13 protein-coding genes are annotated in these 13,858 nt (G+C 71.5%); 7 read left to right on the top strand and 6 right to left on the bottom strand.

What is annotated here, in order from left to right; genetic code table 11:
• Window positions 1-15: 15 nt before the first annotated feature.
• Window positions 16-1,608, top strand: a complete 1,593-nt coding sequence (locus E4T13_RS02660) for an ABC transporter substrate-binding protein (RefSeq protein WP_137176686.1) — start codon at window positions 16-18, stop codon at window positions 1,606-1,608.
• Between the two features lie 15 nt (window positions 1,609-1,623).
• On the opposite strand, the gene E4T13_RS02655 is transcribed toward E4T13_RS02660, so the two are convergent.
• The 5 genes from E4T13_RS02655 to gatC form a co-directional block, all read right to left on the bottom strand.
• A complete protein-coding gene (locus tag E4T13_RS02655; RefSeq protein ID WP_137176685.1) occupies window positions 1,624-2,700 on the bottom strand; it encodes an AI-2E family transporter in 1,077 nt (358 codons plus the stop codon).
• Between the two features lie 52 nt (window positions 2,701-2,752).
• Window positions 2,753-4,201: an Asp-tRNA(Asn)/Glu-tRNA(Gln) amidotransferase subunit GatB gene (gatB, locus tag E4T13_RS02650; RefSeq protein ID WP_137176684.1), complete on the bottom strand. Its 1,449-nt coding sequence runs from the start codon at window positions 4,199-4,201 to the stop codon at window positions 2,753-2,755.
• Window positions 4,185-4,601: a hypothetical protein gene (locus tag E4T13_RS02645; RefSeq protein WP_137176683.1), complete on the bottom strand. Its 417-nt coding sequence runs from the start codon at window positions 4,599-4,601 to the stop codon at window positions 4,185-4,187. The genes gatB and E4T13_RS02645 overlap by 17 nt, the downstream gene beginning before the upstream one ends.
• Window positions 4,602-4,789: 188 nt before the next feature.
• Window positions 4,790-6,271, bottom strand: a complete 1,482-nt coding sequence (gatA, locus tag E4T13_RS02640) for an Asp-tRNA(Asn)/Glu-tRNA(Gln) amidotransferase subunit GatA (RefSeq protein ID WP_137176682.1) — start codon at window positions 6,269-6,271, stop codon at window positions 4,790-4,792.
• The gene (gene gatC / locus E4T13_RS02635) at window positions 6,271-6,567 is read right to left on the bottom strand and encodes an Asp-tRNA(Asn)/Glu-tRNA(Gln) amidotransferase subunit GatC (RefSeq protein WP_137176681.1); all 297 of its coding nucleotides are present in this window, start codon (window positions 6,565-6,567) and stop codon (window positions 6,271-6,273) included. The genes gatA and gatC overlap by 1 nt, the downstream gene beginning before the upstream one ends.
• 221 nt (window positions 6,568-6,788) lie before the next feature.
• Between gatC and E4T13_RS02630 the strand changes: the two genes are divergently transcribed.
• The 3 genes from E4T13_RS02630 (at window position 6,789) to E4T13_RS02620 (ending at window position 9,673) form a co-directional block, all read left to right on the top strand.
• Window positions 6,789-8,129: a vanadium-dependent haloperoxidase gene (locus E4T13_RS02630; protein ID WP_137176680.1), complete on the top strand. Its 1,341-nt coding sequence runs from the start codon at window positions 6,789-6,791 to the stop codon at window positions 8,127-8,129.
• Window positions 8,130-8,160: 31 nt separating this feature from the next.
• Window positions 8,161-8,625, top strand: coding sequence for a Holliday junction resolvase RuvX (gene ruvX / locus E4T13_RS02625; RefSeq protein WP_137176679.1), 465 nt, complete (start codon window positions 8,161-8,163; stop codon window positions 8,623-8,625).
• Window positions 8,626-8,737: 112 nt separating this feature from the next.
• Window positions 8,738-9,673 carry an aspartate carbamoyltransferase catalytic subunit gene (locus E4T13_RS02620; protein WP_240790959.1) on the top strand — a complete coding sequence of 312 codons (936 nt, stop codon included), beginning with the start codon at window positions 8,738-8,740 and terminating at the stop codon, window positions 9,671-9,673.
• Window positions 9,674-9,682: 9 nt separating this feature from the next.
• Here E4T13_RS02620 and E4T13_RS02615 read toward each other — a convergent pair whose 3' ends face one another.
• Window positions 9,683-10,669 (bottom strand): tripartite tricarboxylate transporter substrate binding protein, encoded by a 987-nt coding sequence (locus E4T13_RS02615; RefSeq protein WP_137176677.1) that lies wholly within the window; start codon window positions 10,667-10,669, stop codon window positions 9,683-9,685.
• 189 nt (window positions 10,670-10,858) lie between these two features.
• Between E4T13_RS02615 and pyrC the strand changes: the two genes are divergently transcribed.
• The 3 genes from pyrC to dprA are packed head-to-tail and all read left to right on the top strand — an operon-like array spanning window position 10,859 to window position 13,829.
• Entirely contained in the window at window positions 10,859-12,133 is a 1,275-nt protein-coding gene (gene pyrC / locus E4T13_RS02610; RefSeq protein WP_137176676.1) for a dihydroorotase, read from the top strand.
• The gene (plsY, locus tag E4T13_RS02605) at window positions 12,130-12,714 is read left to right on the top strand and encodes a glycerol-3-phosphate 1-O-acyltransferase PlsY (RefSeq protein WP_137176675.1); all 585 of its coding nucleotides are present in this window, start codon (window positions 12,130-12,132) and stop codon (window positions 12,712-12,714) included. Before pyrC ends, plsY begins: the two co-directional genes overlap by 4 nt.
• Window positions 12,715-12,719: 5 nt before the next feature.
• Window positions 12,720-13,829: a DNA-processing protein DprA gene (gene dprA, locus E4T13_RS02600; RefSeq protein WP_137176674.1), complete on the top strand. Its 1,110-nt coding sequence runs from the start codon at window positions 12,720-12,722 to the stop codon at window positions 13,827-13,829.
• Window positions 13,830-13,858 lie beyond the last annotated feature (29 nt).

Here is a 13,858-nt window from a genome sequence, read left to right as displayed (position 1 = left end):
AGGGAGGACCAGACCATGCATCGTCGCAGCTTCATCACCGCCGCCGCGGGACTCGCCGCCTCCGGCGGCCTCGTCGCGCCCGCGATCGGGCAGAACACGCGCGCCATGACGCTGCGCTTCGTGCCGCAGGCCAACATCGCGACGCTCGACCCGATCTGGACGACCGCGATCGTCACCTCGATGCACGGCTACCACATCTACGACACGCTCTACGCCATGGACGGGCAGCTTCGCCCGAGGCCGCAGATGGCCGAGGGGCACGAGGTCTCCGCCGATGGCCGCACCTGGCGCATCCGCCTGCGCGAAGGGCTGCGCTGGCACGATGGGGAGCCGGTGCGCGCGCAGGATTGCGCGGCCTCGCTGGCGCGCTGGGCCAAGCGCGATCCCTTCGGCCAGATCCTGGCGCAACGCGTGGACAGCTGGGGCACGGCCGACGACCGCACCATCGAGATCAAGCTGACGAAGCCCTTCCCGCTGCTGCTGGACGCGATCGGCAAGCCCGATTCCAACGTGCCCTTCATGATGCCGGAACGCGTGGCGAAGACCGACGCGAACACGCAGATCAACGAGACGATCGGCAGCGGCCCCTATCGCTTCAAGAACGACGAATTCGTCGCCGGCAGCCGCCTGGTCTACGAGAAGTTCGACGGCTACCGCCCGCGCAACGAGCCCGCGGACAGCGCGGCCGGCGGCAAGATCGCGCATATGCCGCGGATCGAGTGGCACATCCTGCCCGACCCCGCGACCGCCGCCGCGGCGCTGCAGGCGGGCGAGGTGGACTGGCTCGACCAGCCCCTTCCCGACCTCATCCCGACGCTGGCGCGCAACCGCAACGTCACCGTGGACGTGCTGAATCCCTACGGCATCATGTCCATCATGCGGCTGAACCACCTGCAGACGCCCTTCAACAGGAAGGAGATCCGGCAGGCGGTGGCGCTGGCGGTGGACCAGACCGAGTACATGCGCGCGACGCTCGGCGACGACCGCAGCGTCTGGCGCGAGTGCCACAGCCTGTTCCCCTGCGGCACGCCGCTGGGCACGGAGGACCTCTCCCCGGTCAACGCACCGCCGCGCAACCTGGACCGGGCCCGCGCCGCGCTGCAGGCGAGCGGCTACAACAACGAGAAGGTGGTGATCATCAACCCCACCGACTTCCCGCTGATCGGCCCGCATGGCCAGGTGACCGCGGACCGCCTGAAGCGCATCGGCTTCAACGTGGAACTGGCGGAGACCGACTGGGGCACGGTGGTGCAGCGCCGCGTGCGTCAGCAGCCGACGGACCAGGGCGGGTGGAGCATCTTCCACACCTATGGCTCGGCGCTGGCCTATCTGAACCCGGCCATCTCCTCGATCGTGAAGGGGCCGGGGCCGACGGGCTGGTTCGGCTGGTACACCAGCCCGCGTTCGATGGAGCTGGTGGAAGCCTGGCTTGATGCGCCGGATGCGGCGAGGCAGCTCGCCTTGGCGAATGCGCTGAACAAGCTCGCGCAGGACGACGTGGCGACGGTGCCGCTGGGCCAGTTCACGATGCGCACCGCCTACCGGAAGAACCTCTCCGGCTTCCAGAAGGGCAGCATGCCCTACCCCTGGAGCGTGCGCGCGAGCTGACGCGGCGCGGCGGCGTCAGATCGGCGCCGCCGCCCGCCACGCCCGCAGCATTACCAGCCCCACCGCCAGCAGCACCGGGCCGATGAACAGGCCCAGGAAGCCGAAGGCGACGAAGCCGCCGAACACGCCGATGATGACGATGGACAGCGGCATGTCCACGCCGCGGCGGATCAGCAGCGGCCGGATCAGGTTGTCGGAGGACGAGATTCCGGCGACGCCCCAGATGGCCATGAAGATCGCCCAGCCCGTCTGGCCCTGCTCGAACAGCCACCAGGACGCGCCGATCCACATCGCCACCACAAGCGGGCTCAGCACCTGGCTGATCGAGAAGACGAAGGTCAGGAAGCCCAGCAGCGACGGCGCCGGCACGCCTGCGATCGCGTAGCCGATCGCCGCCGCGACGCCCTGCCACACCGACGTGCCGACCACGCCATAGGCCACCGACCGCACGGCGCCCCCTGCCGTCTCCAGCACGTCGCTGCCGGTCGGCCCGCCGATGCGCCGCGCGGCATGGCGCAGCGAATCCGCCACCACCTCGCCCGAGGTCCAGAACATCGCCGCCACCACCATGGCCAGCAGCATCTGCAGCAGGCTGTCGGCCAGCCCGCCGGCGATGTTCAGCAGCACCGACTGGAAGCGCAGCAGATAGGGTCCGATGACGGCCCCGAGATTGTGCCGCGCTTCCTCCACCTGCGCCCAGCCGGCGGTGATCTTGCCGCCGACCACCGGCAGGTTGGCCAGCCATTCCGGCGGCTCGGCGGGGACGCGCAGCAGCGCCTCCCGCGCCCAGACCATGCCGGCATTGATCGCCTCGACCAGGCCGGGCGCGACGGCGAGCGTCGGCACGACGATGGCGGCGAGCACGACCACCACCAGCAACGCGGCCGCGAAGGCAGGACGGATGCCGCGCCGCACCAGGCCCTGGCGCATCGGCCAGAGCGCGATCGCCAGGATCGCGCCGAACACGATGGAGGTCGCGAAGGGCTGCAGCGTCGCGAGGATGCCCAGCAGCACGCCGCCGACCACGACGATGGCAAGGCCGCGCTCCATGATCGGCACGAGACCGTGCTGCTGCGGCGGTGGCTGGTCCATGACCGGAAGGCTCCCCCTGCGGCCGGATGCCGGCGCGAAGGGGACAGGGTAGTCAGGCCAGAAGCTTCTTGACCACCTCGTTCACGAGTGCGGGATTGCCCTTCCCCTGCATGGCCTTCATCGTCTGTCCCACGAAGAAGCCGAACAGCTTGTCCTTGCCGGAGCGGTATTCCGCGACCTTGTCGGCGTTCTTCGCCAGCACCTCGGCGACCGCCGCCTCGATGGCGCCGGTGTCGGTCACCTGCTTCAGGCCGCGCTCCTCCACGATCGCGCCGGGCGCCTTGCCGGTCTCGATCATGATCTCGAAGACGTCCTTCGCGATCTTGCCGCTGATGGTGTTGTCGGCGATCAGGTCCAGCAGGGCGCCGAGGTTTTCGGCTGTCACCGGCGGGTCGGCGATGTCGCGCTTCAGGCGGTTCAGCGCGGCGAAGAAATCACCGGTCACCCAGTTCGCGGCCAGCTTGGCGTCGCGGCCCTTCGCCACCGTCTCGTAGAAGGCGGCCGTTTCCTTCTCCAGCGTCAGGACATGCGCATCGTAGGGCGTGAGGCCCATGGCGACGTAGCGCGCGCGGCGCACATCCGGCAGTTCCGGCAGCGACGCCTTGAGGCTCTCGACCCAATCCTGCGCCAGCACCAGGGGGGGCAGGTCGGGCTCGGGGAAGTAGCGGTAGTCATGCGCGTCCTCCTTGGAGCGCATGGAGCGCGTCACGCCGCGCTGCGTGTCGAACAGGCGGGTCTCCTGCTCCACCGTGCCGCCGGATTCCCACACCTCGATCTGGCGCCGCGCCTCGGCCTCGACCGCCTGCATGACGAATTTCACGGAGTTGACGTTCTTCACCTCGCAGCGGGTGCGATAGCCCTCGCCGGCCTTGCGGACGGAGACGTTGACGTCGGCGCGCATGGAGCCCTCGTCCATGTTGCCGTCGCAGGTGCCGAGGTAGCGCAGGATCTGCCGCAGCTTCGTCAGGTATGCCCCGGCTTCTTCCGGGCTTCGCATGTCGGGTTCCGAGACGATCTCCATCAGCGCGACGCCGGAGCGGTTCAGGTCGATGAAGCTTTTCGTCGCGTGCTGGTCGTGCAGCGACTTCCCCGCATCCTGCTCCAGGTGCAGGCGGGTGATGCCGATGGTCTTCTTCGTGCCGTCCGCCAGCTCGATCTCGATCTCGCCCTTGCCGACGATCGGATCGGCGAACTGGCTGATCTGATAGCCCTGCGGCAGGTCGGCGTAGAAGTAGTTCTTCCGGTCGAAGCGGGACCACAGGTTGATCTGCGCATTCAGCCCGAGCCCGGTGCGCACGGCCTGCGCCACGCATTCGCGGTTGATCACCGGCAGCATGCCGGGGAAGCCGGCATCGATGAAGGACACCTGGCTGTTCGGCTCCGCGCCGAATTCGGTGGCGGCGCCGGAGAACAGCTTGGACTGGCTGATGACCTGGGCGTGGACTTCCAGCCCGATCACCAGCTCCCAAGGGCCGGTGCTGCCGTCAATGGTGTAGGTCATGGCCTCGTTCCTTCTCGGCCCAGTCGAAGACTCTTTGCTGTTCGTCGCGCAGGAAGGCGACGGGGTCGCCGACGCGCGCGCCAAGGCGCTGCGCCATGGCGGTGAAGCCCGCGAGCGTGCGGCCTTCCATGCGGCCGGTGTTCACCAGATGCTTGTTCACGACGATCGCCGACAGCATCGCCCCGCCGCGATCCAGCGACCAGGCGCAGATGGCGAAGAGATGCGGGTCCATCCGGCGCCGCGCCGCGTTCCAGGGCAGGAAGCTCGCGGCGGCGACATCGGCGTAGGAGAGGCAGCGGCGCTGCTCGGCCGCGCCGCGGATGGCGGCCAGGCTGCGGGCGAAATCGAGGCGCGCGGATTCCGCGTCGTCACGCAGCGGATCAGGCGTTTCCCCAGCCACCCGCGCCCGAAAGCCCTCTCCACCCGCAGGGGGGAGAGGGTTGGGTGAGGGCGGCGTCGAGTACGACCAGCGCCTGAGGATCAAGCGCTCCGCGCACCCCCCCTCACCCGCTCCGGCTAGGGCGCTTGCGCGCCCAAGCCTACGCGACCCTCTCCCCCCTCCGGGGGGCGAGGGGACCAAAAGGGTGGTCACGCCAGCATCCGCGGCTGCGCGGCGAAGCCCGCCGCGCGCTCGATCGCCGCGCCAACGCTGAAGCAGGTCTCCTCGTCCCACGGCTTGCCGATCACCTGCAGGCCGAGCGGCAAGCCCTGCACATCCAGCCCTGCCGGCACCGCGATGCCCGGCAGGCCCGCCAGGTTTGCCGTCACAGTGAAGACGTCGTTCAGATACATCGTGACCGGGTCGTCCTGCTTCTCGTCCATGCCGAAGGCGGCGGAGGGCGTCGCCGGGGTGACGATGGCGTCCACCTTGCCCCAGGCCTGCTCGAAGTCGCGCCGGATCAGGGCGCGCACCTTCTGCGCCTTGAGATAGTAGGCGTCGTAGTAGCCGGCGCTCAGCACATAGGTGCCGATCATGATGCGCCGCCGCACCTCGGCGCCGAAACCCTTGGCCCGCGTGCGCTCATAGAGGTCGCGCAGGTCGGAACCCGGCGCCGTCTCGCGCAGGCCGAAGCGCACGCCGTCGTAGCGCGCGAGGTTGGAGGAGGCCTCGGCCGGCGCCACCACATAGTAGGTCGGCAGCGCGTATTTCGTGTGCGGCAGGCTGATGTCCACGAGCGTCGCGCCCTGCTGCACCAGCCAGTCCAGGCCCTGTCGCCACAGCGCCTCGATCTCCGGCGCCATGCCATCCAGGCGGTATTCCTTCGGCACGCCGATGCGCAGGCCCTTCACCGGGCGCGCGCAGGCGGCGGCGAAATCGGGCACCGGCAGGTCGGCGCTGGTGGCGTCGCGCGGGTCGAAGCCGGCCATGGACGTCAGCAGGATGGCGCAGTCTTCCACCGTCCGCGCCACCGGCCCCGCCTGGTCCAGCGAGGAGGCGAAGGCGACGATGCCGAAGCGCGAGCAGCGGCCATAGGTCGGCTTGATGCCGGTGATGCCGCAGAAGGCGGCCGGCTGGCGGATGGAGCCGCCGGTGTCGGTCGCCGTGGCGCCCAGCGCCAGATGCGCCGCCACCGCCGCGGCCGAGCCGCCGGAGGACCCGCCCGGCACAAGCCGGGTGTCGGGATCGTTGGCGCGCGACCAGGGATTCTCGACCGGGCCATAGGCGCTGGTCTTGTTCGACGAGCCCATGGCGAATTCGTCGAGATTCACCTTGCCCAGGAACACCGCGCCGTCCCGCAGCAGGTTTTTTGTCACCGTGCTCTCATAGGGCGGGGCGAAGCCGCGCAGGATCGCGCTGCCGGCGGTGGTCTGCGTGCCGGCCGTGCAGAACAGGTCCTTGATCGCCAGCGGCGCGCCTTCCAGCGGCCCCGCCTTCCCCGCCGCGCGACGCGCGTCGGAGGCCTTCGCGGCCTCCAGCGCCTGGTCGGCCGTGACGGTGATGAAGGCGTTCAGGCGCGCATTCAGCGCGGCAATGCCCTCGAGGAACGCCTCGGTCAGCGCAACGGAGGTCGTCTCGCCGGCTTCCAGCGCATCCAGCGCGGAGCGCAGGGTGTGATCGGTCAGGCGCATCACTCGACCACCTTCGGAACGCCGAAATATTCGCCCATGCGGTCGGGCGCATTGGCCAGGATGGCGTCCGCCTGGCCGCCATCGGTGACGGCGTCGTCGCGCATGCGCATCGCCGGCTGCCCCTCCGGCGCGCCGCCGGCCATCGGCTCCACGCCCTCGGTGTCCACGGATTGCAGCTGCTCGATCCAGCCGAGGATGCCGTTGAGCTCGGCCTGCATGCGGCCGACCTCGTCCTCTTCCAGGCGGATGCGGGCCAGCGAGGCGATGCGCCTCACGGTGGCGGCGTCGAGCGACATTTTCGGGCGGTTTTCCAGGCGTGAAGGACCCCGGCAGGAAGCGCCGAGGGGCGCGGAAGTCAAGGGCCGAGGCCACCGCGGCGTCGGCGTTGCACGCGACACCGCAGCGAAACCTTCGCGAAACCCGATTCAGGCCAGGATGCAATCGCCCGGAAACGCCGGGGGCGGAGAAGGCTGCCCCAAGGCCGCGCCTGCCGCGGCAGCCACGCCGGAGAATGTCGATGCGCAAGAACGAAAGCCCGGGCTTCGGCCGCCGCAACGGCCTCGTGCTGCTGACCACCGCCGCGCTGAGCGGCGCCGCGGCCGCAGCGGGCTGGCGCGTCTCCGCCACCGCGGCCGCGAGCGAGGAGCCGGAATCGATCCCCGCCCCCGCCGGCACCCTGGTCGCCGACTGGAGCCTCGCGGCATTGCAGGCCATCACGGCGGAGACCGGCTATCGCGATCCGCTCGCGGCCAGCCGCACGCTCGCGATGCTGCACCTGGCGATGCATGACGCGGCCAATGTCGCGGCGGCGCGCTACGCGCCCTGGCTGCCGATCTCGCCTGGCCAGGGCGGCGATCCCGCCGTGGCGGCGGCGGTGGCGGCGCATGAGGTGCTGCGCACGGCCTGCCCCGGGCAGCGCGAGGCGCTGCGCTTCACCCTGCAGAAGACCCTGCTGGAGGCCGGCCGGGGCGAGGCGGTGGAGCAGGCCATCGTGCTCGGCGCGACCGTCGCCGCCACGATGCTGACGGCCCGCGCCGACGACGGTGCCGACCGCACGGAACGCTACGGCACGCTGAGCCATGTCGGCGCCTATCGCCACACGCCCGGCAACGGCTTCGTACTGGCGCCGCACTGGGCGACGCTGCGCCCCTTCGCCCTGCAATCGCCGCGGCAGTTCCGCAGCCCGGCCCCGCCCTCGGTCGAGAGCACCGCCTATGCCCGCGCCTTCGAGGAGGTGAAGACGCTGGGTGGGCGCGCCTCGGCCCGCCGCAGCGCGGAGCAGACGCAGATCGCGCATCTCTGGCAGGAATCGCCGGGCATCGCCTGGAACCGCATCGCGCGGAGCGTGGCGGAGGCGCGGGGCCTCGATTTGTGGGACGCCGCGCGGCTGTTCGCGCTGGCCAACATGGCGCTGGCCGATGGCTGCGTCGCAGCCTGGGACTCGGCCATGCAGCATGATTTCTGGCGCCCGGTGACGGCGATCCGCATGGCCGCGGAGGACTTCAACCCCTCCACCACCGCCGACCCCGGCTGGGAGCCGTTGCTGCCGACCCCGCCGGTGCAGGGCCATCCCTCCGCCCCCGCGGCGCTGGGATCGGCCGCGGCCACGGTGCTGGCGGGCGTGCTGGGGGATGCCACGCCCTTCGCGCTCGCCTCCGGCACGGCGCTGCCGGAGGCGCCGCAGCGGCGCTTCCCCGGCTTCGCCGCCGCGGCGCGGGAGCAGGCGGAGGCGCAGATCCTGGCCGGCGCCGATTTCCGCTTCGCCACCGAGGCTGGGCTGGAGATGGGCCGCAGGATCGGGCGCAGCGTGCTGGCGAACCAGCTCCGCCCGCTGGACGAAGGCCGCCGCGCCGCTTGACCCCGGCGGCGCCATCGGCTGGATGGCGGCCATGGCGCCCCTGACGCTTGCCGAGCTGCGCGCCGCGTTGCCCCGCTCCGCGCGGCTGATCGGCCTCGATCCCGGCAGCCGGGTGGTCGGCGTGGCGTTGTCAGACGTCTCGCTGACGCTGGCCTCGCCCTATGGCGCGTTGAAGCGCGGGAAGCTTGCGGTGGCGGCGGCGGAGGTTGCGGCCATCGCGCGCAAGGAAGGCGCGGGCGGGCTGGTGGTCGGGTTGCCGCTCGGGATGGATGGCAGCTTCGGCCCGGCGGCGCAGGCGGCCAAGGATTGGGGCCGCGCGTTGGCCGAGGCGGCTGGTCTGCCGGTGGCTTTCTGGGATGAGCGGCTGTCCTCGGCCGCGGTGAACCGCGCGATGATCGAGGCCGATCTCAGCCGCGCCAAGCGCGCGGAGCGGGTGGATGCGGCGGCGGCGGCATATATGCTGCAGGCGGCCCTGGACGCGAGCCGTCCGGGCTGAGGCGGCCCGATGACCCGAGGGCCGCGAGGCCCCGGGCATCTGAATCGGCCCGCCCGACATGCAAGCCGCCGCACTGGCCGAATCCCCGGCCCCGCGCCTAAGGTGCGCCCCCGTGCCCTACCCCCTTCGCCACCTCCTCGCCATCGAAGGCCTGGAGCCCCCCTATATCGCCGAGCTGCTGGATCTGGCGGACCACTACGCCCTGCAGAACCGGCGCGGCACGACGCAGCGCGACCTGCTGAAGGGCCGCACGCTGATCAACCTGTTCTTCGAGGATTCCACGCGCACCCGCACCAGCTTCGAACTCGCCGGCAAGCGGCTGGGGGCGGACATCGTGAACATGAGCGTGTCCACATCGTCCGTGAACAAGGGCGAGACGCTGCTCGACACTGCCGCGACGCTGAATGCTATGCGCACCGACCTGCTGGTGGTGCGCCACGGCCAGTCCGGCGCGCCCGCGCTGCTGGCCCAAAAAGTGGATGCGGCGGTGATCAATGCCGGCGACGGCACGCATGAGCACCCAACCCAGGCCCTGCTGGACGCGCTGACCATCCGGCGCCGCAAGGGCAGGCTGGAGGGGCTGACCGTCGCGATCTGCGGCGACGTGCTGCATTCCCGCGTGGCGCGATCCAACATCCATCTGCTGCTGACCATGAACGCCCGCGTGCGCATCGTCGGCCCGCCGACGCTGATCCCGGCCGAGGCCGTGCGCCTCGGCGTCGAGGTGCATCACGACATGCGGTCGGGCCTGGAGGGCGCCGATGTCGTGATGATGCTGCGCCTGCAGAAGGAGCGGATGACCGGCGGCCTGGTGCCCTCCGCCCGCGAGTTCTTCCGCTTCTATGGTCTGGATGCAACAAAGCTCGCGCATGCGAAGCCCGACGCCATCGTCATGCATCCCGGGCCGATGAACCGCGGCGTCGAGATCGACAGCGCGGTGGCCGACGATCCCGCCCGCAGCGTCATCGGGGAGCAGGTGGAGATGGGGGTGGCGGTGCGGATGGCGGTGCTGGACCTGCTCTCCCGCAATCTGCTGCGCAACGCATGACCGCGCGCGTCAGTCCGCAGTCGCGCCGCTCGCGCGCACCACCGGCACCCAGGAGTCCAGCTCCCTCCGCAGGAACGCGGCGAACTCGGCCGGGCTGCCCTCCATGATCGGCGGCAGGTCCTGTTCCACCAGCTTCGCGCGGTTGGCGGGGTCCAGCACCGCATCGCGCACGGCCTGTTTCATCCGCTGCACGATCGGCGCGGGCGTGCCCGCGGGCGCGAACAGGCCGAACCAGGAATAGGCGCGGTAGTCCGGCAGGCCGGCCTCCGCCGCCGTCGGCACATCCGGCATGAGCGGCGAGCGTGCCGCCGTCGCCACCGCCAGGCAGCGCAGCCGGCCCGCCGCGTGGTGCTGGGCGATCAACGCCGGTGTGTCGAAGCAGAGCTTCACCTGGCCAGCCAGCATGTCCGTCAGCATCGGCGCGCTGCCGCGATAGGGCACATGCGTCGCCTCCGCGCCGATGGCGTTGAGGAAGGCGACGGCGCCGATATGCGCCGACCCGCCGGCGCCGCCGGTGCCATAGGCGACCTTGCCCGGATTGGCCTTCAGAACCGCGATCAACCCCTGCAGGTCAGTCACGCCGAGCGAGGGATGGGCGGTGATGCAGATCGGCACCAGCACGGTCGGCGCGACCGCCACGAAATCCTTTTCGGGGTCGTAGGGCAGCCGCGCGCCATAGAGCCCGACGGCAAGGACATGCGTGGAGATCGTGCCCATCAGGAAGGTGCTGCCATCGGGTGGCGCCTTGGCCACGACGTCCGATCCCAGTGTGCCGCCCGCGCCGCCGCGATTCTCGATGACCACGGGCTGGCCCAGGCTCTGCTGAATGCGCGGCGCCAGCAGGCGGGTCGATACGTCGGTGCTGCCCCCGGCTGCAAAGGGCACGACGATGCGCACCGGGCGCGTTGGCCAGGCAGGCTGGGCGCGCGCGGGGGCAGGCAGCATGGACGGGGGCAACAGCGCGGCCGGCAAGGCAAGCAGGGAACGGCGACGCATCGCGGTACGGGCTTCTTCCATATCTCGGACGATAGGCGATCCGGCCGACGGCGCCAGCCGCCTCCGCGACCCGCGATGGCCGGCGGACGGGCAATCTGCGCGCGCGGCATGCGGCAGGCTAGAAAGGCGCCGCCTTTTCCGGCAGCGCCAACGGTGGCGGGACTCGGCCCGGCCGCTATAACGGCGGCCATGGCGGCAACCCTCATCGTCAATGCCCGGCTGCTGGATCCGGCCACGGGCCTGGACATGCCGGGCGCGCTGCTGGTGCGCGATGGCGTGATCCTCGACCACGGCGGCAATCTCGGCACGCCCGATGGTGCCGAGGTGGTGGATGCCGGCGGCGCCTGCCTGGCACCGGGTCTCGTTGACATGCGCGCCGCGCTCGGTGAGCCCGGCGCCGAACATCGCGAAACCATCGCCTCCGCCGCGCAGGCCGCCGCCGCCGGCGGCATCACCACGCTCTGCGCCCTGCCCGACACCGACCCGCCGCTGGACGATGCCGCGCTGATCCAGTTCGTGATCCGCCGCGGCGAGGCGACGGGCTGCCTGACGATCCTGCCCTACGCCGCCGCCACCGCGGGCTGCGCGGGCAAGGAGATCGCCGAGTTCGGACTGCTGAAGGAGGCCGGCGCCGTCGCCTTCACCGATGGGCGCCACGCCATCGGCAATGCGCGGACCATGCGCCTCGCGCTGTCCTACGCCCGCGCCTTCGGCAGCTTCGTGGTGCAGCACCCGGAGGAGCCGAGCCTCGCCGCCGGCGGCGCCGCGACGGAAGGCGAGCGCGCCACGCGGATGGGCCTCCCCGGCATTCCCGTCGCGGCCGAAGCCATGCTGGTTGCGCGCGACATCGAGTTGGCAAAGATCACGGGCGGGCATGTGCATTTCGCGCATGTCTCGACCGCGGCGGCGCTGGCGCATATCCGTGCCGCGCGGGTGCTTGGCCTGCGCGTCACCTGCGACACGGCGCCGCCCTATTTCGACCTGAACGAGACGGCGATCGGCGAGTATCGCACCTACGCGAAGCTCTCCCCGCCGCTGCGCTCGGACGAGGACCGGCTGGCGGTGGTGGCCGCGCTGAAGGACGGCACGGTCGACGCGATCGCCTCCGACCACCAGCCGCGTGACGCCGACGACAAGCGCCTGCCCTTCGCACAGGCGGAAGCCGGCGGCGCGGGGCTGGCGACGCTGCTGGCCGTCACGCTGGCTCGCGTGCATGGCGGGGATCTGACCTTGCTGCAGGCGCTGGACCTGCTCACCGCGCGGCCCGCGAAGCTGCTGAGCATCGAGGCCGGGACACTTCGGAAGGGCCGGCCGGCGGACCTGGTGCTGTTCCACCCGGAGCGCGGCTGGCGCGTGGAGGCCGGGAAACTGCCGGGCAAGGCGCAGAACACGCCCTTCGACGGGCGCGCGCTTGAAGGCAAGGTGCTCGGCACCTGGAAGGCTGGGAAACGGGTGTTCGGATGAGCCTGATCCTCGCGGCCTTCCTCGGTTACCTGCTGGGCTCCGTGCCCTACGGGCTGCTGCTGACCAAGGCGGCCGGACTTGGCGACATCCGCAGCATCGGTTCGGGCAATATCGGCGCGACCAACGTGCTGCGCACCGGCAACAAGGGCCTCGCGGCCGCGACTCTGGTGCTGGACACGGTGAAGGGCTTCGCGGCGATCCTCATCGCCCGCTGGCTCTGGGGCGCGGACGCCGGGTTGGTCGCGGGCGTCGCCGCCATGGCCGGTCACGCCTTCCCGGTCTGGCTCGGCTTCAAGGGCGGCAAGGGCGTGGCGACGGGCGCCGGCGTGCTGTTCGGCGCGGCCTGGTGGCTGGGCGCGGTGGCGCTGGGCACCTGGGCCGTGGTCTTCGCCGTCACGCGCATCTCCTCGGCCAGCGCACTGGCGGCCTGCGCGCTGGCCCCCATCGCCGCGCTCATCTTCGGCGACGCGAAGCTTGCCCTGTTCGCCGTGCTGCTCGCGGCGCTGATCGCCTGGCGGCACAAGGCGAACATTCAGCGCCTGCTGGCGGGTACGGAGCCGCGGGTGGGATCGAAGGGCTAGGCGGCGTGCGGGACGCCGATCACCTCGCCCGCCTGCGCCTCGCCCGAACGGAAGGCATCGGGCCCACAACCTTCCGTCGCCTGCTCGCCCGCCACGGCTCCGCCGCCGCGGCGCTGGATGCGCTGCCGCGCATCTCGTCGCAGACAGGGCGTCCCCTCGCCCCCTTCCCCGCCGACGCCGCCGAACGCGAATCCGACGCCGTCACGAAGCTTGGCGGCACCTGGCTGCATCTGGACGCACCCGGCTACCCGCCGCTGCTCGCGCTGACGGAGGACGCGCCGCCGGTTCTCGCCGTGCTCGGAGACGCCTCGGTGCTGCTGCGCCGGCAGGTGGGGCTGGTCGGTGCGCGTGCCGCCTCCGCCGGCGGGCGGCGCATCGCGGAGGAACTCGCGGCGGGCCTGACCACCGGCGGCCTTGCGGTCACCTCCGGCCTCGCGCGCGGCGTGGATGCCGCGGCGCATCTCGGCGCGCTGGAGGCGCATGGGCGAACTGTCGCCGTGGTCGCGGGCGGCCTCGACCAGCCCTACCCGCCCGAGAACGCCAAGCTCCAGGCCCGCATCGCGGCCGAGGGCGGCGCGGTGGTGGCCGAGGCGCCGCTCGGCACCGCCCCCCTCGCCCGCCACTTCCCGCGCCGCAACCGCATCGTCGCCGGGTTGGTGCTGGGCGTCGTGGTGATCGAGGCGGCGCTGCGCTCCGGCAGCCTGATCACCGCCCGCCTGGCGCTGGAAGCGGGGCGCGAGGTCTTCGCGGTGCCAGGCAGCCCGCTCGACCCGCGCGCGCGGGGCTCGAACGACCTGATCCGCCAGGGCGCGCATCTGGTCGAGACCGCCGAGGACGTCTTCGCCCACCTGCCCGAGGCCCCCCGCGACCTGCCCCTGTTCCGCCCCCGCAGCGAGTCCGAACCGCAACCGCAGGAGGTGGCGGAGCCGCCGGCACCCTCGGATACCGCGGCCCAAGTGCTTGAACTGATTGGACCTACACCGGTAGCCGTTGACGATCTGGTCCGGCGCTGCCACCTCTCGCCGCCAACGGTGCGGGCCATCCTGCTGGACCTGGAGCTTTCCGGGCTGGTGGAACCCCTGCCCGGCAACCGCGTCGCGCGCGCCGCAAGCTGACCGGCTTGCGCCGGACAAACTGGGCGAAT

It is taken from the genome of Roseomonas sp. AR75 (genome assembly GCF_005222815.1).
Taxonomy (GTDB): Bacteria; Pseudomonadota; Alphaproteobacteria; order Acetobacterales; family Acetobacteraceae; genus Falsiroseomonas.
This window is presented reverse-complemented; position numbering and strand designations above follow the sequence as displayed.